The organism is Variovorax ginsengisoli (assembly GCF_030486595.1).
In the GTDB taxonomy this organism is placed as follows: domain Bacteria; phylum Pseudomonadota; class Gammaproteobacteria; order Burkholderiales; family Burkholderiaceae_C; genus Variovorax; species Variovorax ginsengisoli_B.
Genome location: NZ_JAUJZH010000018.1, coordinates 34,836 through 56,264, shown reverse-complemented (window position 1 = coordinate 56,264; position 21,429 = coordinate 34,836). Strand labels below are relative to the sequence as shown.

20 protein-coding genes and 1 pseudogene are annotated in these 21,429 nt (G+C 68.8%); 10 read left to right on the top strand and 11 right to left on the bottom strand.

Annotation, left to right across the window (positions count from 1 at the left end):
* Positions 1–22: 22 nt before the first annotated feature.
* The 11 genes from QZH52_RS23090 to QZH52_RS23040 form a co-directional block, all read right to left on the bottom strand.
* Positions 23–367, bottom strand: a complete 345-nt coding sequence (locus QZH52_RS23090) for a 2Fe-2S iron-sulfur cluster binding domain-containing protein (RefSeq protein ID WP_286373634.1) — start codon at positions 365–367, stop codon at positions 23–25.
* A 1-nt stretch (position 368) separates the two neighbouring features.
* Positions 369–1,427: an NADH:ubiquinone reductase (Na(+)-transporting) subunit F gene (locus tag QZH52_RS23085; RefSeq protein WP_301812889.1), complete on the bottom strand. Its 1,059-nt coding sequence runs from the start codon at positions 1,425–1,427 to the stop codon at positions 369–371.
* Positions 1,428–1,446: 19 nt separating this feature from the next.
* Positions 1,447–1,809, bottom strand: a complete 363-nt coding sequence (locus QZH52_RS23080) for a phenol hydroxylase subunit P4 (RefSeq protein WP_301812888.1) — start codon at positions 1,807–1,809, stop codon at positions 1,447–1,449.
* A 30-nt stretch (positions 1,810–1,839) separates the two neighbouring features.
* Entirely contained in the window at positions 1,840–3,426 is a 1,587-nt protein-coding gene (locus tag QZH52_RS23075; RefSeq protein WP_301812887.1) for an aromatic/alkene/methane monooxygenase hydroxylase/oxygenase subunit alpha, read from the bottom strand.
* 43 nt (positions 3,427–3,469) lie between these two features.
* Positions 3,470–3,766, bottom strand: a complete 297-nt coding sequence (locus QZH52_RS23070; RefSeq protein ID WP_301812886.1) for an MmoB/DmpM family protein — start codon at positions 3,764–3,766, stop codon at positions 3,470–3,472.
* 20 nt (positions 3,767–3,786) lie between these two features.
* Entirely contained in the window at positions 3,787–4,782 is a 996-nt protein-coding gene (locus tag QZH52_RS23065) for an aromatic/alkene monooxygenase hydroxylase subunit beta (RefSeq protein ID WP_301812885.1), read from the bottom strand.
* 29 nt (positions 4,783–4,811) lie between these two features.
* A complete protein-coding gene (locus QZH52_RS23060) occupies positions 4,812–5,093 on the bottom strand; it encodes a phenol hydroxylase subunit (protein WP_301812884.1) in 282 nt (93 codons plus the stop codon).
* A gap of 217 nt (positions 5,094–5,310) precedes the next feature.
* Positions 5,311–6,963 carry a sigma-54-dependent Fis family transcriptional regulator gene (locus QZH52_RS23055; protein ID WP_286536809.1) on the bottom strand — a complete coding sequence of 551 codons (1,653 nt, stop codon included), beginning with the start codon at positions 6,961–6,963 and terminating at the stop codon, positions 5,311–5,313.
* Positions 6,964–7,046: 83 nt separating this feature from the next.
* The gene (locus QZH52_RS23050; protein ID WP_301812883.1) at positions 7,047–8,678 is read right to left on the bottom strand and encodes a long-chain fatty acid--CoA ligase; all 1,632 of its coding nucleotides are present in this window, start codon (positions 8,676–8,678) and stop codon (positions 7,047–7,049) included.
* Between the two features lie 73 nt (positions 8,679–8,751).
* Positions 8,752–9,606, bottom strand: coding sequence for an alpha/beta hydrolase (locus tag QZH52_RS23045; protein ID WP_301812882.1), 855 nt, complete (start codon positions 9,604–9,606; stop codon positions 8,752–8,754).
* 5 nt (positions 9,607–9,611) lie between these two features.
* Entirely contained in the window at positions 9,612–10,319 is a 708-nt protein-coding gene (locus QZH52_RS23040; RefSeq protein ID WP_286373071.1) for a TetR/AcrR family transcriptional regulator, read from the bottom strand.
* Between the two features lie 168 nt (positions 10,320–10,487).
* On the opposite strand from QZH52_RS23040, the gene QZH52_RS23035 reads away from it, so the two are divergent.
* From QZH52_RS23035 to QZH52_RS22990, 10 genes and pseudogenes are all read left to right on the top strand, one after another.
* Complete coding sequence (locus tag QZH52_RS23035) at positions 10,488–11,354, top strand: fumarylacetoacetate hydrolase family protein (RefSeq protein ID WP_301812881.1); 867 nt, start codon at positions 10,488–10,490, stop codon at positions 11,352–11,354.
* Positions 11,355–11,357: 3 nt separating this feature from the next.
* Positions 11,358–12,158 carry an alpha/beta fold hydrolase gene (locus tag QZH52_RS23030; protein ID WP_301812880.1) on the top strand — a complete coding sequence of 267 codons (801 nt, stop codon included), beginning with the start codon at positions 11,358–11,360 and terminating at the stop codon, positions 12,156–12,158.
* Between the two features lie 270 nt (positions 12,159–12,428).
* Complete coding sequence (locus QZH52_RS23025; RefSeq protein WP_301812879.1) at positions 12,429–13,721, top strand: metal-dependent hydrolase family protein; 1,293 nt, start codon at positions 12,429–12,431, stop codon at positions 13,719–13,721.
* Between the two features lie 12 nt (positions 13,722–13,733).
* Entirely contained in the window at positions 13,734–15,017 is a 1,284-nt protein-coding gene (locus tag QZH52_RS23020; RefSeq protein WP_286536803.1) for a metal-dependent hydrolase family protein, read from the top strand.
* A complete protein-coding gene (locus QZH52_RS23015; protein ID WP_301812878.1) occupies positions 15,014–15,955 on the top strand; it encodes a branched-chain amino acid ABC transporter permease in 942 nt (313 codons plus the stop codon). Before QZH52_RS23020 ends, QZH52_RS23015 begins: the two co-directional genes overlap by 4 nt.
* A gap of 23 nt (positions 15,956–15,978) precedes the next feature.
* Positions 15,979–17,097 (top strand): branched-chain amino acid ABC transporter permease, encoded by a 1,119-nt coding sequence (locus QZH52_RS23010; RefSeq protein WP_301812877.1) that lies wholly within the window; start codon positions 15,979–15,981, stop codon positions 17,095–17,097.
* A 16-nt stretch (positions 17,098–17,113) separates the two neighbouring features.
* On the top strand, positions 17,114–18,367 hold the full coding sequence (locus QZH52_RS23005; RefSeq protein WP_301812876.1) for an ABC transporter substrate-binding protein: 1,254 nt from the start codon (positions 17,114–17,116) through the stop codon (positions 18,365–18,367).
* A 6-nt stretch (positions 18,368–18,373) separates the two neighbouring features.
* Positions 18,374–19,192, top strand: coding sequence for an ABC transporter ATP-binding protein (locus QZH52_RS23000; RefSeq protein ID WP_301812875.1), 819 nt, complete (start codon positions 18,374–18,376; stop codon positions 19,190–19,192).
* Positions 19,192–19,689: pseudogene (locus QZH52_RS38645) on the top strand (ABC transporter ATP-binding protein); the annotation flags it as partial. The gene QZH52_RS23000 and the pseudogene QZH52_RS38645, both read left to right, overlap by 1 nt.
* Before the next feature lie 492 nt (positions 19,690–20,181).
* Positions 20,182–21,429: a Tm-1-like ATP-binding domain-containing protein gene (locus QZH52_RS22990; protein ID WP_301812974.1), complete on the top strand. Its 1,248-nt coding sequence runs from the start codon at positions 20,182–20,184 to the stop codon at positions 21,427–21,429.

Sequence of the window (21,429 nt, the reverse complement as noted above, 5' to 3'; positions counted from 1 at the left end):
AGTCTCCTTCGGTGGTTGAAGTTCAGGTGGGGGAACGGGTAGCGTCGGCGAGATGCCGCTCGATGCAGCGCGCCATCCGGGCGACCGCCAGCAGTTGCAGGTCGCTTTGCGGATAGGCGCGGCAGGCCAGCACGTAGCCTTCGGCCTCCTCGTCGGCGCTGATGTGGCTGCGGCTCATGCGCTCGCAGCGCGTGCGGCCGGCTTCGATGCGCACCTTGCAGATGCCGCAGCCGCCGCCGCGGCAGCCGACCGGTATGCCCTTGCGGCCGAGCTGCTCCATGCCGCCGAGCAGGGTCTGGTCGCCGCGGCAGGCATAGCGTTCGCTCGTGTTGCCGATGGCGATCGAGAAGCACGGTGTCGCGGTCATCTCAGAGCGCCTTGAAAAGCGGGCTGCGCGGCGCGGCGGTGGCGGCATCGGCGGCGGTGAAGAACTTCTCGGTGTAGATGTCGCGCTCGAACAGCCGGCCCTGCATCAGGGTCGCGATGCAGGCCTCGGTCATCGGCGGCGGTCCGCACAGATAGGCCTTGTGGCCGCGGAAGTCGTTCGCGAAGTGCGCCTTCAGCGCCTCGTGGGCGTAGCCGCGTGCGCCGCTCCAATCGGCTTCCGGTGCCAGGTCGGACAGCACCGGCACGTAGCTGAAGTTCGGATGGCGTTCCGCGAGCGCCTCGAAGACTTCGCTGAAGTACAGCTCTTCGCGGTTGCGCGCGCCCTGGATCAGGGTGATCGGGAGTTCGCAGCCCTCGTTCAGGAGGTCGAGCACCATGGCCTTGGGGCTCGACAGGCCCGAGCCGCCGGCCACGAAGATCATCGGCAGGCGCGCCGACTTGCGAACGAAGAAGCGGCCGTTCGGCGCCGTGAAGCGCAGCGTCTGGCCGACCTGCAACTCGTCGTGCAGCCAGCCCGTGGCGCGGCCCTGAGGCACGCGGCGGATGTGCAGCTCGATCAGGTCCTCATGCGGTGCATTGGCGATCGAAAAAGCCCGCTCGCCCTCGACGCCGGGCACATGCAGCATCAGGTACTGGCCGGCTTGGAACGCAGCAGGCTTGGCGGTGCGCAGCCAGAGCCCGCGGATCGTCGGCGTCAGCATGCGGGCCTCGACCAGCTCGGCGTCGAAGTCCTCGAGCGGCAGGAACTGCGCGTCGGGGTCTTCGTCGATCTCGGCCTCGATCACGAGGTCGGCCTGCGCCGTGGCGCAGCAGGCGAGGATCTTGCCTTCGTCGCGTTCGAAATCCATCAGCGCGAAGTTCGAGGCCTCGCCGTGCTCGCATTCGCCTTCGAGCACCTGCACCTTGCAGGTGCCGCAGACGCCGTGGCCGCAGGCGTGCGGCAGCCAGACGCCGGCGCGCAGGCAGGCGTCCAATACCGTCTGGCCGTCGCGGGCGGCGACGCCTTGTCCGAGCGGCTCGATCATGATCTGGAAGCTCATGGCGTTGGTCCTCGCGGCTTCAGCTGTGCGAGCCCTTGATGCCCTTGAGGCCGGGCACCCGGAAGCGGATCACGGACTTGTGGACCAGGCCGTTGTCGGCCAGCGACTTCGCCGGATCGGGCACGAAGGGCTTGCCCGAGTCGAGCCACTGGGCTTGCCCCCAATCGAGCTTCTCGAAGTCGGGATGGCTGCCGTAGACGCCGGGCAGCACCTCGCTCAGGAGCGCGCCGAAGGGCATGGTCGCGGGCAGCGGCAGGCACACGGGCGAGCAGAACAGCAGGTGGTCGTCCCAGCCGATGTAGAGAAGGCGGTTGCCGTGGAAGCGGTCTTCGCTGTCCGCGACGGTGCCGGTGTAGCCGGGGGCGAGTGCAACAACAGACATGGGTTTCTCCTGTGTCGGGTTCGGTGAGCTTCAGGCGACCTTCGGCTGCGCAGGCTGCGCCGACAGGTCCTGGCCGGTCCAGCGCTCCCAGTTCGCCTTGTCCGGCGAGGTGTTGAATTCGCCGTTGTCCGCGCCGTCGTTGATGTGGTAATACTTCAGCACCGCGGCCAGCGGGTCGAAGCCCGGCACCGTCGGGTCGGTGCCCTCGGGGAAGCAGTTGCCCTGGTAGATCTGGTGCACCGGCAGCCAGGCCTGAACGTATTTCTCGGGCTCGTCGTCGAAGATGTCCTTGCAGCCGTCGGAGCAGAAGTGATGCTTCATGCCGTGGTAGCTGCTCTCGCGGTAGCAGATCTTTGTCGGGTCGTCGGGCTCGGTGAAGAACATCGGCACCTGGCAGGTCTGGCACAGCATCGGCAAGGTGTTGTTGAACCAGCGCTTGCCCTGGCGCTCCTGCTCGGCGAGCCACTCGAAGCGCGGGCGATACATCCGGTCGAAGGTCTCGGGGTACTTCTCCGACAGCCAGTCCATTTCTTCGGGCCGCGGCACCCAGACATTGAAGTCGGCAGCGTGGCCGTAGTTGTTGAAGGTGGCCCACGCCTCGTGCGAGAGGCGGCTCTTCTCCTTCGTCGCGACTTCGTGGTACTTGGGCATGCGGATGCCGTAGCGCGCCAGATCCTGGAACAGCGCACCGCCGTTCTTCTCGAAGTACATCTCCCAGGCCTCGGACCAGCTCATCACGCGCTTGGGCAGCATGTAGTCCATCATCATCGCGACCAGGGTCAGCAGGCGGTAGCCGCGCCAGAACCACTTGTCGACCCACTTCTGCACGATGGGGACGTTGTCCGGGTCCTGCTCCAGGATGAACTTCACCACCTCGAGGCCCAGCGTCATGTGGCGCGACTCGTCGCTCTGGGCCGAGAAGCCGAAGGTCACGGTCGCCATGTCGCCGTTGTAGGCGGCGCCGCTCATGAAGGGCATGAACAGCAGGTTGGTCAGCACGTACTCGAACGAGAACGAGATCGCGGTGATGAACTCGAAGGGCCCGGCGCTCATCGCGTCCTCGAAGTAGCTCTTGGGCACCGAGAGGTACCAGACCCGGTCGTGCATGTGCTGCGGATCGTGCAGCCCGTTGAAGTACTTGTTGAAGTGGCTGATGGTGTGGAACTGCGTCTGCGCATGGCGCAGCTCGTCGATCGACTGCATCTGGCAGGCCACGCGGGCGCCGACGCCGCGCAGCGATCGCCCGGCCATCGCATAGCCGCGGTGGGCCGCGTATTCGAGCGGCGAGACGCCGGTCAGGAACAGCTTCAGCGTGTTCAGGTAGCGCGGGTCGCTGATGTTGAACTGGCCGTTGTTCTGCTGGAAGGCGTCGATGATCGCGTAGAGCTTCTTTTCCTTCTCGCCCTGGAACTTCCAGTAGGCGTCCATCGTGAGGCGGAACGGGTCTTCCCACTGGTCCCAGTCGTGGATCTTGATGCCCTCGAACTTGTCGAAGGGAAAGACATCGTCCATCGACTGGTAGGTGGTGTCCCAGCCTAGGCCGCGGGTCATCATCGCGTAGCGTTCCTTCAGGCCGAGCCGGGCGGCGGGGCGCTTGGTGTTGTCTGCGTGGGTCATGGCGTCTTGTCCTTGATTGCGGTGATGCAGTGATGCGGTGCGCTCAGGCGCCCCAATGGAGGATGAATTCGTCGTCGGTCTCTTCGATGCTTCCGGACAGCGAGATCAGGCTCAGGTGGATCTCCTGCAGGTCCCAGCGGCGGCCGACGCGCTCCTCGACCGAGGCCTGGCGGATCACCAGCCGGCCTGGTGCATCGACCTTCACCATTGCCGGGTAGTCGATGGCGGTGGCGCCGGGGTTGTCGGCGAGGATGGCCTCGACGATGGCGCGTGCGGTCTCGCTGGTCTGCAGCGCGATGAAGACCGGCGGGCGGGCGATTTCTGCGGTGGCTGTGGTCATTCGGGTCTCCTGGTTTGTCATCAAGCAGCGATGCCGAGGCGCGCGGCGCGGGCGTCGAGTTCGGCGGCGACGGCCCGCAGCGCATCGGCGCCGCCGGCGCCCAGCGCCAAGGCCGACAGCGGTCCGAGCGCATCGACGATCTGCTCGCGCCAGGTCCGATACCAGGCTGAGAGCTGCGCCTTGTTGGCCGGCGATTCGTCGGCCGCGGTCTTGACCGTGGCGTCGACCCAGCGCAGGTTCTCGTCGAACCAGTCGTTCTGGAACTCGGTCAGCATCGCCAGCGCATTGCCGGTGGCGGCGCTGCGCTCGTTCACGTAGCGCCTGTAGACCAGCGGATACATGAGACCGTCGAACACCAGGTTCTGCGCCACGAAGACCTCGAACCAGTCGCGCGTGACGAACAGGTTTTCCATCAAGCGGCGGACGCCCTGCCAGGCCGGATGCGCGAGCCAGGCTTCCTTGCCGGCGTCCAGCGCGGCGCCCGAGTTGCCGTCGAGTTGCAGGCCGACGCGCGACAGGTACTGCGCGATGCCCAGCCGGTCCATGGCGGCGAAGATGAAGGGCTGCGTCACCGCGGTGCCGTAGCCGTAGCCGCAGCAGTAGCTGTGGTTCATGTTGGCGCCCCATTCGTAGTGGCGCAGCGGCACCAGCACCTGCTGCAGCGACTCGCGGGTGCCGGCGTCGGCCAGGGCCAGCAGCCGGCGCTTGTCGGCGAACTCGAACTGCCGGTCGGCGCCTTCCTGCTGCCGGGCGCGGGTCATCGTGTAGACGCCGTAGTAGAAGTGGCGCGGGTCCTTGAAGCTGTACCAGTCGGCCATCGCGATCGCGGTGCGGCGCTTGTCGTAGAGCTCGTACTCGGGCTGCCACAGCGGCCGGTAGTGGAAGTTGGCGGTCGGCTGCATGTCCAGCGTGGCTTCCTGGTAGCGCGAGGCCGGCTTGTCGCCGAGCCGCCGCGCGACGTGCGAGAAGGTCTGGCGGATCGGCCGGATGTCGGTGGTCTTGATGTCGACTTGCACGGGGTGTCTCCTCGGGTGGGGTTCAGGGTCTAGTGATCGATGCCGGGCGCGCCGTAGCGCCACTTCATGCGCTCGAAGTCGAGCCGGGCGCCTTCCTCGGTCGTCAGGTGGCGCACCTGGTGGCGCTCGCAGAATTCGCGGAACTGATCGAACTGCATGACCAGCTCGACCGCCAGTTCGGGGTCGCCGATGGCGAACTCGAACTCGACGAAGCGCGCCTCCCGGGTGCCCGTGACGCGCACGAAGCACGGCTGTCCGGTCATCGCGCTGGCACTGCCGTTGTGCCGGTCCGGCGGGGTTGAAAGGGTCACGTATTCAATCCATCAAATCCGGGTCGGCAACAGCGCCGCCCCGACCAATAAGGGCAACGCGCGTGCCAGCGCGGCTAAGTGATTGATTTGTATGGACCCGGCCGGTGACCGGGCCGGGTGATCCGGGTTGTCCCGGATGATGGGGTGATCATTTGCTGCGGTGCAGCGTGATCAAATGGTGAAATCCGCGGGCGCAGGCGCGCAGGGGCCCGCGAACTCAGGACGCCGGCAGTCCTTCCTTCTTCAACCGGTAGGCCAGCTGCGGCCGCGTGATGCCCAGCAGCCGCGCCGCCTGCGACAGGTTGCCCTTGGCCCGCTGCATCGCCATCTGCATCAGCCGCTGCTCGAGCGATGCGATGTCGATGCTTTCCTCGAGGACGCGCTCGCACAGGGCGTCCAGCGTGCCGCCTTCGGATTGCGTGATCTGGCCGCCGGCACCGAGTTGGCCCTCGACTGGCGCGCCCGAAGGCGAACTCCACAGGTACGCGGCCTCGATGTCGCCATGGTCGGGCGCCAGCAGCACCGCGCGCTCGATCACATTCTCGAGTTCGCGGATGTTGCCCGGCCACGCGTGCTTCATGACCTCGCGCATCGCCTTGTCGGTCAGGCCGCGCAGCTTCTTGCCGTACAGCGTGCTGTACTTCTCGACGAAGCGCCCGACCAGCGCCGGGATGTCGGCCGTGCGCTCGCGCAGCGGCGGAATGGTGATCGGGAAGGTGTTGAGGCGGTAGAAGAGATCGCTCCTGAACTTGCCGGCCTGCATCGCCCGCGGCAGGTCGACGTTGGTCGCCGCGACGATGCGGACATCGACCCGCGTCGCCTGGTCGGCGCCGAGGCGCTCGATCTCGCCGGTCTGCAGCACGCGCAGCAGCTTCACCTGGGTCGCCGGCGGCAGGTCGCCCGCCTCATCGAGAAACAGGGTGCCGCCGTGGGCGCGCTCGAAGCGGCCCGCGCGCGCATGGTGGGCGCCGGTGTAGGCGCCCTTCTCGACCCCGAACAGCTCGGCCTCGATCAGCTCCGCCGGGATCGCGGCGCAGTTGACCGCGATGAAGGGCTGCTTGGCGCGCGGCCCGTTGTCGTGCAGCCAGCGCGCGAACAGCTCCTTGCCGACCCCGGTCTCGCCGAGCAGCAGCACGGTGATGGCGCTCCGGGCGGCCGTCCGCAGCAGGTCGAAGGCCGCGCGAAAGCCCGGCGAGACGCCGACCAGCTTCTGGTCGTATTCGCGGCGCGGCTGCAGGGCGCGCAGGTGTTCGAGCCCGAGGTTGAACTCGATCAGCCGCTCCGCGACGTGGTGCTGCCGGAAGTAGTCGAGGTAGCGCTCGTCCTGCCACTCCTCTGCGACGTGGCCGACGATGCGGCAGCGGCTGTCGCCCATGCTGGTGCACTCGACCTCCTTGAAGACCACCAGCCGGCCCATGAAGGCGCTGGTGTAGCCCGACGCATAGCCGATCTGCGACCAGCATTGCGGATCGTCGCCGTATCCGAAGTCGGCCACGTGGGCCTCGCACTCCCAGGAGTTCTCCCAGACGAACTCGCCGAAGAACTGCTTGTTCTCCAAGTCCATCTCGAGCTTGATCATCTCGACGCTGACGATGCCTTCGATCGAGTGCAGGCGCGGGCCGAGCATGAAGGCGTCTTCGGTGCGCAGGCCGGCGCGCCGCTCCTTGACCGCCAGCTCGCCGTCGCGCTGGCCCGACGCGAAGCCCATGCGCACCAGCAGGCCGCGAGCGCGCTCGACGCCCAGCGAATCCAGCAACTCCTTGCGCAGTTCGGCAAAGGCACGCGCATGCAGCAGCAGCATGCGCTGCTCGTCCAGCCAGATGTGGCCGGAGCCCGCGTTGAAGCGCAGGAGAGAAAGAAGTTCTCCCACGTTGTCTCTCCTTGTATGAAAACCGGTTGCCGATGCAACGCGATGCTATCAGCAGCATCGGCCGGCAGGCGGCCGCGGGAGACTCAGTCGGGCGACTGCGAGACCCGGTCGCGGTACATCTCGCGCAGCCGCGTCTTCAGGAACTTGCCGGTCCCGGTCTTGGGGATCGCGTCGACCCATTCGAAGTCGTCGGGCAACTGGAAACGCGCCAGCTTCGGGCGCAGGAATTCGCGCAGCGCCGGTGCATCGACCTCGGCGCCGGGACGCCGCACCGCCACCACCAGCGGCCGCTCGCCCCACTTGGGGTGGGCGATCGCGACCACCGAGGCCTCGGCCACCGCGGGATGGCCCATGACCAGGTTCTCGAGCTCGACCGAGCTGATCCACTCGCCGCCCGACTTGATCATGTCCTTGCTGCGGTCGACCAGGTGCATGTAGCCCTCGGGGTCGATGGTGCCGATGTCGCCGGTGCGCAGCCAGCCGTCGGCGGTGAACTTGCCCGGGTCGTCCGGCGTCGCGTGGTAGCCGCCCGTGACCCACGGCCCGCGCACCTGCACTTCGCCCGACGCCTTGCCGTCCCAGGGCTGCAGGCCCGCGGCCTCGTCGACGATGCGCATCTCGACCAGCGGCGTGGCGATGCCCTGCATGGCGCGCAGCGCATGCCGCGCTTCGTCGGGCAGCGCGAGATGCTTGGGCTTGATGACCGGCACGCTGCCGAGCGGCGAGGTCTCGGTCATGCCCCAGCCCTGCACGATGTGCATGTCGCGCGAAGCGAAGTTGGCGATCATCGACGGCGGCACCGCGGCGCCGCCGACCAGCATCCGCATGCCCTTCACGAGCCGGCGCTCGCGGGTCGAATTCTGCATGGCCTGCCAGATCATCATCCAGATGGTCGGCACGCCGAGCGCCATCGTGACCTGGCCTTCTTCCATCAGGTCGAGCAGGTCTTCGCCTCCCAGATGGGGGCCGGGCAGGACCTGGCCGGCGCCGACCATCATGGCCGAGAACGGCACGGCCCAGGCATTGGCATGAAACATGGGCGTGACCATCATCACCTGGTCGCGCGCCGACAGCGCGAACAGGTCGGGGATGCAGCCGGTGATGGCGTGCAGCACCATCGAGCGGTGCGAGTACACCACGCCCTTCGGCCGGCCCGTGGTGCCCGAGGTGTAGCACATGCCGACCGCCTCGTTCTCGTCCTGCTCGGGGTAGCGGTAGCCGGTGGCGTCGCCTTCGATGAAGTCCTCGTAGCTCTGCAGGCCCGCCGGCAAGGCGGCACCGCTGAACGGCACGACGATCACGCGCGGCTGCTGCCTGAGCAGCGGCGACACGCGCTCCCAGACCGGCAGCAGCACGTCGTCGACGATCAGCACGCGGTCGCCGGCATCGTCCATGATGTAGGCGATGTCCTCGGGTGACAGCCGCAGGTTCAGGGTGTGCAGCACCGCGCCCGCGGCCGGGATGCCGAAGTAGCTCTCGAGGTGCCAGGCGTGGTTCCAGCTCATGGTGGCGACCGGGTCGCCGCGGGCGATGCCGGCCTTGTCGCGCAGGGCCTGGGCGAGCTGCCGAGCCCGGCGCCGGATCTCGCGGTAGCTGCGACGGTAGGTCGACTTGTCGGGCAGCCGGCCCAGCACCTCCTGGTCGCCGAAATAGGTGCCGGCGCGGTCGAGGATCTGGTTGGTGCTGAGCTGCACCGGCATCATGGTGGACTTCATCGTCTGTCTCCGTCGAGGGGCGCGAACGAACCGGGGCCGGGCCGGATGATAGGGCTGGGCGAGCCCGGCGCGTTCAAGGGATTCCGAGCAGTTCCAGCGCGAGCGCGTGGGTGCGCGAATGCGGGTGGGCGATCTCATGCAGCACGTCCATGTGGTTGCGCCCCGCCACCGTTTCGGCGGCGACGACCACCGGCCCCCAGGCGCTCGCGATCAGCGCGGACTGGCGCCGGAACTCCTCGCTCTCGTCGCCGCCGACCACGGTCGCCAGCCTGCCGCGGGCCGGCGCGGGCCACAGTGCCGGGCTGAGGCGCCGTGCCGACGCCGCGCTGAGGCCGATGTCGGCGGCCAGGAAGGGCGCATGCCGCAGCGGCTCCAGTTCGTAGAGGCCCGAGATGGCCAGCGCCGACTTGACCAGATCCGCGGGAAGGTCCGCCGCCACCGCCTGCCAGTCGCAGGCCAGCAGCATCGCCGCCAGATGCCCGCCCGCCGAATGGCCGGCCACCACGATGCGCTCGCGGTCGCCGCCGTGGTCGGCCGCGTGCCGCCAGACCCAGGCCAGCGCCTGCGTGAGCTGCATTGCGATGTGCTCGATGCCGACGGCCGGACACAGGGCGTAGTTGAGCTGCGCGACCATCGCGCCCGCGTCGGCGAAAGGCGGCGCCACGAAGGCCTGGTCACGCTTGTCGAGCGCGCGCCAGTAGCCTCCGTGGATGTAGACGAGCACCGGCGCTCCCGCGGCGCCGGCGGCCGGCAGGATGTCGAGCCGTTCGCTGGCGTCATCGCCATAGGCCAGGTCGAGCACCCAGCCCGATCGGGCCAGCGCACGGGCAGAAGCATCGGCCCAATGCCGGAGGATCGCGGGATGCTCCGGGATGCCGGCCCGGGCGTTGTATTGGGCATCGAACCATGCGGGCGACGGGCGCGGCATGGCGTTCAACCGCCCTTGGCGGCCAGCGCCGTCGCCCGGGCGCCATTGGCCTTGGCCGGGCGGCGGCGAGCCGGCTTCTGCTCGGCATCGCGCAGCGCGGCGTCGATCAGCGCGTCGGCCATCCACAGGGCGGTGCGCTCCACCTCGCGGTCGCCGAGGCCCCAGATGTCCTTCAGGATCACGTAGGGCTCGATGCCGTAGACCACCGACAGCGCATGGTGCAGCCGGTTGCGCACGGCCGGGCTCATCAACGGCGCCAGCGGCTCGATCGCATGCTCGAGGATGCGCACGCGATGGCCGCGGCGGTAGGGCTCCTCCTCCAGCAGGCCGGCCCGCTCCAGCCCCCACTGTTCCAGCGAAAGCTGGGCGGCGGCGCGCAGTTGCGCCTCGAACTCCTTGAAGCGCGGGAAGGTTTGCAGGAACAGCTCGTGCACGCGGTCGCGGCCGTTCGGGTTGGCCGATGCCAGCTTGCGCACCGGCCCGAGCGAGCTGTCGATCACCGCAGTGACCAGTGCGCTGCGGCTCGGGAAATAGCGGTAGGCCGTGGCCCGCGACACCTTCGAGCGGGCCGCGGCCTCGGCCACCGAAGGGATGTGGCCGCTCTCCTGGATGATCGTCATGGCGGTGTCGAGCAGCAGCCGGAAAGTGGCCGCCTTGACCCCGCGCTCGGGGGGGAGCGGGGGTTCGCTCAGCTTGTGTTTCAGTCTCGCCATCGGGTTTGTACGGGGCTTTGGAGGGCTCGGAATCTATTGTGAACAGCGGATGCCGGATCGTATGATGCAGCGATCCCGATTTGAGACGCAAGTCTCAAACATGACTTCCGAGACTTCGAGGCCGCGGCGCACGCCGTTGGACCCCGGGGCAATATGGAGACAAAGTCGATGCGCCTGGCAAGCTGGAATTGGGGTGGACGCGACCACGTGGGAACGATCTCGCCCGACGGGCGGGAGGCCACGCCCCTGGGCGTGCGCGACCCTTCGCTCGGGGCCTTGCCGCTGATCCGGGCGCTGGCAGCCGGCGAACCGCTGCCGCTGCCGTCGGGCACGCGACTGCCGGTCGAGGTCATCACGCTTCGCGCTCCGCTGCCGCGCCCCTTGCGCAGCCTGTTCTGCGTCGGCCGCAACTACCGCGCCCATGCGGCCGAACTGGCCGGCTCCGTGTTCCGTGCCGCGATGCCCGAGACCGACCCCTGGCCGATCGTCTTCGGCAAGCTCGGCGAATGCGTGGTCGGGCCGCACGACGCGGTCCGCCTGCCCTCCCCGGCCGCCTCGATCCAGATCGACTACGAATCCGAACTCGCGGTGGTCATCGGCCGTGGCGGGCGCGACATCCTGCCGGCCCATGCGATGGACCACGTGTTCGGCTACACGGTGGTCAACGACGTCACGGCGCGCGACGTCCAGATGCGACACCAGCAGTGGGACCTCGGCAAGAGCTTCGACACCTTCTGCCCGATGGGCCCGTGGATCGTCACCGCCGACGAACTCGACGGCCGTGCCACCCGGGTGCGCGGCTGGGTCAACGGCGCGCTGCGGCAGGACGGCCAGACGCGCGACATGATCTTCGACATCCCGACCCTGATCGAGACCTGCTCGCGCGGCATCACGCTGTACCCCGGCGACGTCATCGCCACCGGCACGCCCTCGGGCGTGGGCATGGGCCTGAAGCCGCCGCAATGGCTGCGCTCCGGCGACGTGGTGCGCATCGAGATCGATGGCCTCGGCGTCATCGAGAACCGGTTCGAGTAGGCCATGGGCTTCCAGCTGATCGACCGCATCGCGGTGGAAGAAGAAGGCGAGGGCCCGGCCATCGTCTGCGTGCACGGGCTCGGCGGCAGCGGCAACACCTACACGCCCCTGATGCCGGCGATGGCGCGGCACCGGGTCATCCGGATCGACCTGCCGGGCAGCGGCCGGTCGCAACGCGCCGAGGGCGCGCTGTCGATCGAGCGCTATGTCGCGACCCTGCTCGATGTCTGCGATCGCCTCAAGGTGGCGCGAGCCCACTGGGTCGGCCATTCGATGGGGACCATCGTCTGCCAGCACATCGCGGCCCTGCATCCGAAGCGGGTCGCGAGCGTGGCGCTGTTCGGACCGCTGATCGCGCCGCCGGACGCTGCGCGCAACGCGATGACCGCACGGGCCGCCAAGGCGCGCGAAGGCGCGACGGGCATGCAGGAGATCACGCAGGCGCTGCTGCAGGGCGCCATCTCCGCCGACACCCGCCAGCGGCTTCCGGTGGCGGTCGCCTACGTGCGCGAGAGCCTGATGCGCCAGGACGGCGAGGCGTATGCCCGAAGCTGCGAGGCGTTGGCCGGCGCCCAGGCCGCCGCGGTCGAGCAGATCGAGGCACCGGTGCTGCTGGTGACCGGCGACGAGGACGGCGTGGCGCCGCCGCAAGCCGTGCGCGCAATGGCCGAACGGCTGCACCGTGCCGCCAGCAAGCGGGTCGTGGTGCTGCCGCGCTGCGGCCACTGGACCCCGATCGAACGGCCCGAGGAATGCCAGCGTGAGCTGCGCGAGTTTCTCGCGGCGCAGGCCAGGAGCTTCTAGGATGACGCCGAGTATTTGCGGGTCGGGGCGGGCTCATTGCGGTTTCGGGCAGGCTCACGCCGACGGTGTGCTCTGCTCCGCTCATGTCCCCCGGCCTTCGGCCTCCTCCTTTACTTCGCTGCGCAGAGCACACCATCGGCGTGAGCCGTCACGGCCGTCGTTCATCGGCTGGAACGACCTCCTGTTGCCCTCGGCACGCGCCCCGGCAACCGCAAGCGCCCCTGCAACAGCGTGCAAAAGAGCAAGCAACAGCCAGGTAGGAGACTGACCATGGCCGACGTCCTTTTCACCAACGTGCGGATCTTCGACGGCGGCGGCGAGGCGCCTTTCAGCGGCGACGTGCTGGTGCAGGGCAACCGCATCGCGCGGGTCGTCAAGACCGGCTACGGCGCGCGCCCGGCGCCGGTGTCCGGTGCGCAGGTGATCGACGGTGCCGGCGCCTTCCTGATGCCCGGCATGGTCGAGGCCCATACGCATTTTTCGTGGAACGACCAGCCCAGCCTCGATGCCATCCAGCGCATGCCGCCGGAGGAGCACATCCTGTGGTGCGCCGAGGTCGCCAAGCGCTACCTCGACATGGGCTGGACCAGCTGCATCGGCGCCGCCACCGCCAAGCCGCGGCTCGACGTCGTGATCCGCAACGCGATCAACGACGGCACCATCGTCGGCCCGCGCTACCTCGCGGCCAGCCAGGAGATCACCGTGCCCGGCGGCCTGGGCGACACCACGCGGCCGCACTTGCCGCAGCCCGAGTTCGCCTTCGGCGCGATCGTCAGCGGCGCCGAGGAGATGCGCCGCTGCGTGCGCATGTTCGCCAAGTACGGCGTCGACTCCGTGAAGATCAACCTCTCGGGCGAGTCGATCACCGGCATGCCGAGCGAGATGAGCCAGTTCACCGAGGAAGAGATCACGGTCTGCGTGCAGGAGGCCAAGGCCTGGGGCAAGCGCGTCGCCGCGCATGCGCGCTCCACCTGGTCGATCAAGCAGTGCGTCAAGCAAGGCATCGAGGTGATCTACCACGCCAGCTTCACCGACACCGAGGCGCTGGACATGCTCGAGGCCCACAAGACAGAGCACTTCATCGCGCCGGGACTGGCCTGGCTCATCAACACCTCCCATCACGCGAGCCAGTGGGGCCTGACACCCGAGGTGACGAAGAAAATGGGCTACCACCGCGAGCTCGAGGCGGCGGTCGAGAGCATGCGCGCGCTGCGCAAGCGCGGCGTGCGCATCCTGCCCGGCGGCGACTACGGCTTCGCCTGGACACCCCACGGCACCAACGCCAAGGACCTCGAATACTTCGTCAAGTACGTCGGCATGAGCACCATGGAGGCCCTGCTGTCGGCCACCGCCTGGGGCGGTCCGATGATGCGAATGGGCAAGGTGCTCGGCTACATCCGCGAAGGCTACCTGGCCGACATCCTGCTGATCGACGGCGATCCGCTGGCCGACATCACGGTGCTGCAGGACAAGGCCCGCATCCTGGCCGTCATGAAGGACGGCGAGTTCCACCGCGCACCGCCGCTGCGCTCGGCGCGCACCACGCGCTGGGCCACGGCCTGACAGGAGAAGCACATGGCCGATGTCGTCTTCACCAATGTCCGCATCCTCGACGGCACGGGGCAGAACCCCTACACCGGCAGCGTGCTGGTGCGCGGCAACCGCATCCGCCAGGTCGGCCGCAGCACGGCGCCGATCGCGCCCGGCGGCGCCACCGTGATCGACGGCGCCGGCGCCACGCTGATGCCCGGCATGTGCGAGGCCCACACCCACTTCTCGTGGAACGATGCCGCGACGCTGGCCGAAATCCAGACCCTGCCGCTGGAGGAGCACGTGCTGTGGTGCGCCAAGGTCGCCAGGCGCTACCTCGAGGCCGGCTTTACCTCCTGCGTCGGCGCCGCCTGCGCCAAGCCGCGGCTCGACGTCGTGATCCGCAACGCGATCAACGCCGGCCAGATCCCCGGGCCGCGCTATCTCGCCGCCAGCCAGGAGATCACCGTGGTCGGCGGCCTCGGCGACGAGACCCTGCCGCACCTGCCCTTCCCCGAGTTCAGCTTCGGCGTCAACATCTCGGGCCCGGAGGAGATGCGCAAGGCGGTGCGGCTGTTCCTCAAGTACGGTGTCGACTCGGTCAAGCTCAATCTGTCGGGCGACAACTTCACGCCCCAGTCGCCGTCCGAGACCACCTGGATGATGGACGAGGAGGTCGAGGCCGCGATGCGCGAGGTGCGCATCCGCGGCAAGCGCGGCATCGCCCATGCGCGCTCGTCCGAGAGCGTCAAGCAGGCGCTGCGTCACGGCATCGACCTGATCTACCACGCCAGCTTCGTCGACGACGAGGCGATCGACATGCTCGAGGCCGCCAAGGACCGGGTCTTCGTCGCGCCTGGCATTGCGATCCTGTACGCCATGCTGTACGAGGCCGAGCCCTACGGCGTCACGCACGAGATGGCGGTCGGCATGGGCTACGAGACCGAATGGGAAGCCGCGATCGTCTCGCTGGCCAAGATGCACAAGCGCGGCATCCGCGTGCTGCCCGGCGGCGACTACGGCTTCGCCTTCACGCCGCACTGCCAGAACGCGCGCGATCTCGAGTTCTTCGTCAAGTACCTGGGCTTCACGCCGATGGAAGCGATCCGCTCGACCACGCTCTACGGCGGCCAGATCATGATGCGGCCCGACGAACTCGGCTGCATCAAGGACGGCTACCTGGCCGACCTGCTGCTGGTCGACGGCGATCCGTTGGCCAACCTGTCGATCCTGCGCGACCCGAAGCGGATCCTCGCCGTGATGAAGGACGGCGAGTTCGCCAAGGCGCCCGAGATCGCCTCGCGACGGGCCTGGGAGCGTGCTGCGTGAGAAAGAAGAGCGTCGCACTCTGGCTGCTGTTCGGCCTGCCGATCGCGGTCTTCGCGGTCTGGGCGATCTCGGACAACTACACCCTGTTCTTCAAGACCCTGCTCAACGGAATGACCCTGGCGTCGCTCTATTTCCTGGTCGCCAGCGGCTTCACGCTGGTCTTCGGCCTGATGCGCAACGTCAACCTGGCGCACGGCTCGCTCTACCTCTTCGGCGCCTATGTGGGATGGTTCGTCGGCGAACGCACCGGCTCCTGGGTGCTGGCGGTCATCGCCGGCTTCCTCGCCGCGGCGCTGATGGGCCTCTTGATGCAGGTGCTGGTGTTCCGCCACATGCAAGGCCAGGACCTGCGGCAGACCCTGGTCACGATCGGCCTGTCGATCGTGCTGGCCGACTTGATGCTGTGGGTCTGGGGCGCCGAGATCTACACCTTCGATCCGCCCTCGTGGATCTACGGCTCGACCACCCTGCCGCTGGTCGCCAAGTTCCCGACCTATCGCCTCTTCGTGCTGTTCGCCTCGATCGTGATCGGCGTCGGGCTCTGGCTGCTGCTGGCGCGCACACGCATCGGCATGATGATCCGCGCCGGCGTCGACGACCGCGCGATGCTGTCCGCCTCGGGCGTCAACGTGCAGCGGGTCTTCGCGCTCACCTTCGCGATCGGTGCCGGACTGGCCGGGCTGGCAGGCGTGGTCGGCGGCACGGCGCTGTCGATCTCGCCCGGCGAGGACACGCGCTACCTGCTGGCCTCGCTGGTGGTGGTGATCGTGGGCGGCATGGGCAGCGTCGTGGGGGCCGCGATCGGCGCACTGCTGATCGGCCTCGCCGAGCAGTTCGGTCTCGCCTACGCGCCGACCTACAGCGTGGTCTTCACCTTCGTGATCATGGTGGTGGCGCTGGCCTTCAAGCCGCGCGGGCTGATGGGGAGGAGCCAGTGAGCGCGGCACGCTGGCGGCGGGCGATGAACGGGTCGGCCGCGGCGGCTCGCGGCGGCCGCGGCTCGGGGGTGGTACCGGTGCCGTCCCTGCCCCGTGGCGCCGGTGCCGCGGCGCCCGCGCCCGCAGTGGCCTGGTGGCGCCGGGCGCTGTCGGCGATCCGGCTGCGCCACCTTCTAGTGCTGGTGTTCGTGGTCGGCTACCCCTTCGTGGCCACGCCCTTCTTCACCTTCCAGATCGGCGCCCAGTCGCTGGCGCTGGGCCTGATCGCACTGTCGCTGACCTTTCTTGGCGGCTACGGCGGCATGGTGTCGCTGGCCCAGATGACGGTCGCCGGCTTCGCCGCCTACATGCTGGCGATCTTCGGCAGCAGCAGCAACCTGGCGATCAGCCTGGGCTGGCCCTGGTGGCTGGCGCTGGTCGTGGCGGTGGCGCTGGCCACCGTGGTGGCCGCGGGCATCGGCTGGCTGTCGGTGCGCACCGAGGGCATCTACACGATCATGATCACGCTCGCCGTGGGCGTGGCGTTCTTCTATCTCGCGCAGCAGAACTACACGGTCTTCAACGGCTTCCAGGGCTTCAGCCGCATCGGGCCGCCCACGGTATTCGGGCTCGACTTCGGCCAGCCCATGCCCTTCTATTTCCTGGTGCTGGCCTGCGCGCTGGCGGGCTACTTCTTCGTCAAGCACCTGATCCGCGCGCCCTTCGGCATCGCGCTGCAGGGCATCCGCGACAACCCGCGCCGCATGCAGGCGCTGGGCTTCGACGTCACTGCGCACCGGGTGGCGGCCTATGCGGTGGCGGGCTTCCTGGCGGCGGTCGGCGGCGTGCTGATGGTCTGGTACAACGGCCGCATCTCGCCCGGCACCGTGGGTGTCGGCGCGATGATCAACATCCTCATCATCGCCGTGCTCGGCGGCATGAAGCATCCGATCGGCGCCTTCGTCGGCGCGATCGTGTTCGTGCTGCTGCAGAACTTCGCCATCGACCTGGTCGACCGCGAGCGCTTCAATCTCGTGATCGGCGGGGTCTTCCTCGCGATCGTGCTGTTTTCCCCGGACGGTTTGCTGGGCCTCTGGCAAGGCCTGCGCCATCGTCTGGGCGCCTCTTTCACCCCCCGCGGCCGTGGCCGCATTCATCGATGAAAAGAAGGAGCGAGACATGAGCAGAGGCAAGAAAGTGTTCGGGCGCAGCATCGTGGCTGCCGCAGTGATGGTCACGATGGGCGGCCTCGCGCAAGCCCAGGAGACCTTGAAGATCGGGCTGCTGGCTTCGCTGGAGGGGCCGTTCGCGGCGCCCGGCCAGGATGGCATGCGCGGCGCCGACCTGGCGCTGAAGGAAAAGAACGGCATGGCCGGGGGCAAGAAGATCGAGTTCGTCAAGGTGTCGTCCGACGCCACGCCGGACAAGGCGGTCAACTCGACGCGCAAGGCGGTCGAGCAGGACAAGGTCCAGATCATGATCGGCCCGCTGTCGGGCGATGAAGGCATCGCGGTCAAGAACTACGCCAAGACGCAGCCCAACATCACCTTCATCAACGGCTCCTCGGGCGCGCAGGCGGCGACGCTGGGCGACCCGGCGCCCAATTTCTACCGCTTCAACACCGAAGGCGCGCAGTGGATGGTGGGGCTGGGCGAGCATGCGCTCTCCAAGGGCTACAAGAAGACCTTCCTGATCGCCGAGGACTACGGCTTCCCGTACTCGCAGGTGCAGGGCTTCATGGCCAGCTACTGCGCCAAGGGCGGCAAGGTGGTCGACAAGGCCTGGGTGCCGCTGGGCACCAAGGACTACGCCTCGGTGATCGCCAAGATCCCGAAGGACGTCGATGCGCTGGTGGTGGTCCTGGGCGGCTCCGACGCGGTCAACTTCCTCACGCAGTACGAGCAGGCCGGCGGCGACAAGCCGATGGTCGGCGGCTCGATCACGGTCGACCAGACGGTGCTGAACTTCAAGGGCAAGCGGCGCGAATCGCTGCTCGGCACCGCGTCCGCCGGCCCGATGGCCGACTCGATCGACACGCCCGAGTGGAAGAAGTTCGTGGCCGACTACAAGGCCAACTTCAAGGACGGCTTCCCGAGCCCGTCGCTGTTCGCCTACCTGTACTACATCAACACCAAGGCCGCGCTCGACGGCCTCGATGCGGTCAAGGGCGACCTGTCGAACGGCCAGAAGGCCTACCGCGAGGCGCTGCAGAAGACCAACTTCAAGGGCCCGGCCGGCGACGTCAAGATCGATGCCAACCGCAACGGCGTCGGCACCACCTACATCACCGAAGTGACCAAGGCGCCCGACGGCTCGTTCTACAACAAGGTCGTGAAGTCGGTGCCGAACATCACGCAGACGCTGGGCCTGCCCGAGGCGGAGTTCAAGAAGATGGGCCTCGGGACGCGCGACGTGCCGGACTGCAGGACCTGAGCCGGCATGGCCACGATCACCCCGCTCAGGCCGGCCGCATCGCGCGGCGGCGCGGCCGCCGGCGGCGCCGCGCAGCTGCTCTCGGGCGATGCGCTGCGGCTGGACGGGGTGACGCGTGCCTTCGGTGCGCTGCGCGCGGTCGACGACGTGTCGTTGACCGTCGCGGCCGGGCAGAGGTACGCGATCCTCGGCTCCAACGGGGCCGGCAAGACCACGCTCTTCAACGCCGTCACCGGCGACTTCCCGCCGACCGCGGGACGCATCCATTTCTTCGGCGAGGACATCACGGAGCTGGCGCCGCAGGACCGCATCCGCAAGGGGCTGCGGCGCACCTACCAGTCCTCGCTGCTGTTTCGCGACCTGACGGTCCGCGACAACCTGTTCCTGGCGGTGCGCGGCGTGGCCAGCGGCCGCTTCAGCTTCCTGCGGGCGCGCGCCGGCCATGCCTCGACCCGCGCCACCCGCGACCTGCTCGACCGCGCGCGCCTGAGCCACATCGCCGACGAGCGCGTGGCCAACCTGGCCCACGGGCAGCAGCGCCAGCTCGAGATCGGCATGGCACTGGCCGGCGCGCCGCGCCTGATCCTGTTCGACGAGCCGGCGGCCGGGCTGTCGCCGGTCGAGCGGCGCGAACTGGTCGCCCTGCTGGCTTCGCTGCCGGCCCACATGAGCTTCGTGCTGATCGAGCACGACCTCGACATCGCGCTGCGCGTGGTCGACCGGGTCACCGTGATGCACAACGGCCGGGTGCTGCGCACCGGGACGCCGGCCGAGATCGAGAACGATGCGCAGGTGCAGGCGATCTACATGGGGAGCAGGCACTGATGGCATGGTTTCGCAGCGGCCGGGATCCCGGCCCGGCCGGCACCGGGCCGACCCTGGCGATCGACGGCCTCGACGTGTACTACGGCCGCGCCCATGCGCTGCAGGGTGTCGCCTTGACGCTGGAGCGCGGCGTGCTGGGCATCGTCGGGCGCAACGGGATGGGCAAGACCACGCTGTGCAACGCGATCACCGGGCTGGTGCCGGCACGCGGCAGTATCCGCCTGGCCGGCGAGCAGATCCTCGGCCTGGCGCCCAACGAGATCACCAAGCGCGGCATCGCCTACGTGCCGCAGGGGCGCCGGGTGTGGCCGTCGCTGTCGGTCGACGAGACCTTGCGCCTGGTGGCCGGCCGCCGGCGCGAGGTCGACCGCGTCTATGCCATGTTCCCGCGGCTGGCCGAACGGCGCGGCCATGGCGGCGCCCAACTGTCGGGCGGCGAGCAGCAGATGCTGGCGATCGGGCGCGCGCTGCTGCTGAACCCGAAGCTGCTGGTGATGGACGAGCCGACCGAAGGGCTGGCGCCGGTGATCGTCGAGCAGGTGGCGCAGGCCCTGCGCGAGCTGGCGGCCGAGGGCCGCATCGCGGTGCTGCTGATCGAGCAGAACCTCGGCGTCGCCATCTCGGTGGCCGATCGCATCGGCCTGATGGTCAACGGCCGCATCACCAGGGAGATGCCGGCGGCCGAGCTGGCGGCCGACCGCGAACTGCAGGAGCGGCTGCTCGGCGTGCGCTCCGGCGGCGAGGGCGACGACTTCGAAGACCCGCTGGCCGCCCCGGCTGACGACAGTCCCCCGCCGACCCAGGTCTTCACCGTCCGCCGCGCCCACGGTGACGGCGCCCCGTCGCTCGACGACCTGGCGCCCAGCACGGTGCGCGGCTTCACGCGCTGGAACGCCGGCGGCACCGCCGCGCCGGTGGCCGACATCGTGCGCTTGGTGGCGCCCGCGCCGGAACCCGCCCCGCCGCAGCCGGCGGCCACGTCGCCGCGCGTGTTCGAGTTCCCGGTCGCGGCCAGCAGCGAACGCTCGGCCTATGTCGCGGGCACCTTCGACACCAAGGGCCGCGAGCTGTCCTTCCTGCGCCAGTGCATCGAGAAGCTGGGCCTGCGCGTGGTCACGGTCGACCTGTCGACCTCCGGCAAGCCCTCGCCCGCCAGCGTGCATCCGCGCGAGGTGGCGCGACATCATCCGCAGGGCGAATCGGCGGTGTTCAGCAACGACCGGGGCAGCGCCACCGCGGCGATGGCGCTGGCCTTCGAAGCCTTCCTCGCCACCCGCCGCGACCTGGGGGGCATCATCTCGGCCGGCGGTTCCGGCGGCACCTCGATGGCGACCCAGGGCATGCGCGCATTGCCGATCGGCGTGCCGAAGATGATGGTCTCGACCATGGCCAGCGGCGACACCCGTCCCTATGTCGGCCCGAGCGACATCTGCATGATGTATTCGGTCACCGACGTGCAGGGCATCCACCGCATCAGCGAGCGGGTGCTGGCCAATGCGGCCCATGCGCTGGCCGGCATGATCGCGCATCCGCCGGTCGAGTCGACCGTGACCAAGGCGGCGATCGGGCTGACGATGTTCGGCGTCACCACGCCCTGCGTGCAGGCCGTGACCCATCGCCTCGAAGAAGCCTGCGACTGCCTGGTGTTTCACGCCACCGGGGTCGGCGGGCAGTCGATGGAGAAGCTGGCCGAGTCGGGCCTGATCGCCGGCGTGATCGATGTCTCGACCACCGAAATCGCCGACGAGATCGTCGGCGGCGTGCTGTCGGCCGGCCCCACCCGGCTCGACGTCTTCGCGCGCCATGCCCTGCCCTACGTCGGCTCCTGCGGCGCGCTCGACATGGTCAACTTCGGCGCCTGGGACACGGTGCCGGAGCGCTTCAAGGGCCGCCGGCTCTACCGCCACAACCCGACCGTGACCCTGATGCGGACCTCGGCCGACGAATGCCGCGCGATCGGCGAGTTCATCGCCGCCAAGCTCAATGCGATGCGCGGCCCGGTGCGCTTCCTGATCCCCGAGGGCGGCGTGTCGGCGATCGACCGGCCCGGCCAGCCGTTCCACGACCCCGAGGCCGACCAACAGCTGTTCGCGAGCATCGAGCGGGCGTTCCGCAGCGGCCCCGACCGCCAGCTGCAGCGCCTGCCGCTGCACATCAACGACGAGGCCTTCGCCGAGGCCCTGGTGGCGGCCTGGCACGCGGTGTCGCGCACGCCGGCCGACGCCCGGCGCGCCTGA

What these genes read in the sequence shown, in the direction of transcription:
- QZH52_RS23090 (WP_286373634.1), bottom strand. Translation starts at nt 367, where the DNA reads ATGACCGCGACACCGTGCTTCTCGATCGCCATCGGCAACACGAGCGAA.
- QZH52_RS23085 (WP_301812889.1), bottom strand. Translation starts at nt 1,427, where the DNA reads ATGAGCTTCCAGATCATGATCGAGCCGCTCGGACAAGGCGTCGCCGCC.
- QZH52_RS23080 (WP_301812888.1), bottom strand. Translation starts at nt 1,809, where the DNA reads ATGTCTGTTGTTGCACTCGCCCCCGGCTACACCGGCACCGTCGCGGAC.
- QZH52_RS23075 (WP_301812887.1), bottom strand. Translation starts at nt 3,426, where the DNA reads ATGACCCACGCAGACAACACCAAGCGCCCCGCCGCCCGGCTCGGCCTG.
- QZH52_RS23070 (WP_301812886.1), bottom strand. Translation starts at nt 3,766, where the DNA reads ATGACCACAGCCACCGCAGAAATCGCCCGCCCGCCGGTCTTCATCGCG.
- QZH52_RS23050 (WP_301812883.1), bottom strand. Translation starts at nt 8,678, where the DNA reads ATGAAGTCCACCATGATGCCGGTGCAGCTCAGCACCAACCAGATCCTC.
- QZH52_RS23045 (WP_301812882.1), bottom strand. Translation starts at nt 9,606, where the DNA reads ATGCCGCGCCCGTCGCCCGCATGGTTCGATGCCCAATACAACGCCCGG.
- QZH52_RS23040 (WP_286373071.1), bottom strand. Translation starts at nt 10,319, where the DNA reads ATGGCGAGACTGAAACACAAGCTGAGCGAACCCCCGCTCCCCCCCGAG.
- QZH52_RS23035 (WP_301812881.1), top strand. Translation starts at nt 10,488, where the DNA reads ATGCGCCTGGCAAGCTGGAATTGGGGTGGACGCGACCACGTGGGAACG.
- QZH52_RS23030 (WP_301812880.1), top strand. Translation starts at nt 11,358, where the DNA reads ATGGGCTTCCAGCTGATCGACCGCATCGCGGTGGAAGAAGAAGGCGAG.
- QZH52_RS23025 (WP_301812879.1), top strand. Translation starts at nt 12,429, where the DNA reads ATGGCCGACGTCCTTTTCACCAACGTGCGGATCTTCGACGGCGGCGGC.
- QZH52_RS23020 (WP_286536803.1), top strand. Translation starts at nt 13,734, where the DNA reads ATGGCCGATGTCGTCTTCACCAATGTCCGCATCCTCGACGGCACGGGG.
- QZH52_RS23010 (WP_301812877.1), top strand. Translation starts at nt 15,979, where the DNA reads ATGAACGGGTCGGCCGCGGCGGCTCGCGGCGGCCGCGGCTCGGGGGTG.
- QZH52_RS23005 (WP_301812876.1), top strand. Translation starts at nt 17,114, where the DNA reads ATGAGCAGAGGCAAGAAAGTGTTCGGGCGCAGCATCGTGGCTGCCGCA.
- QZH52_RS23000 (WP_301812875.1), top strand. Translation starts at nt 18,374, where the DNA reads ATGGCCACGATCACCCCGCTCAGGCCGGCCGCATCGCGCGGCGGCGCG.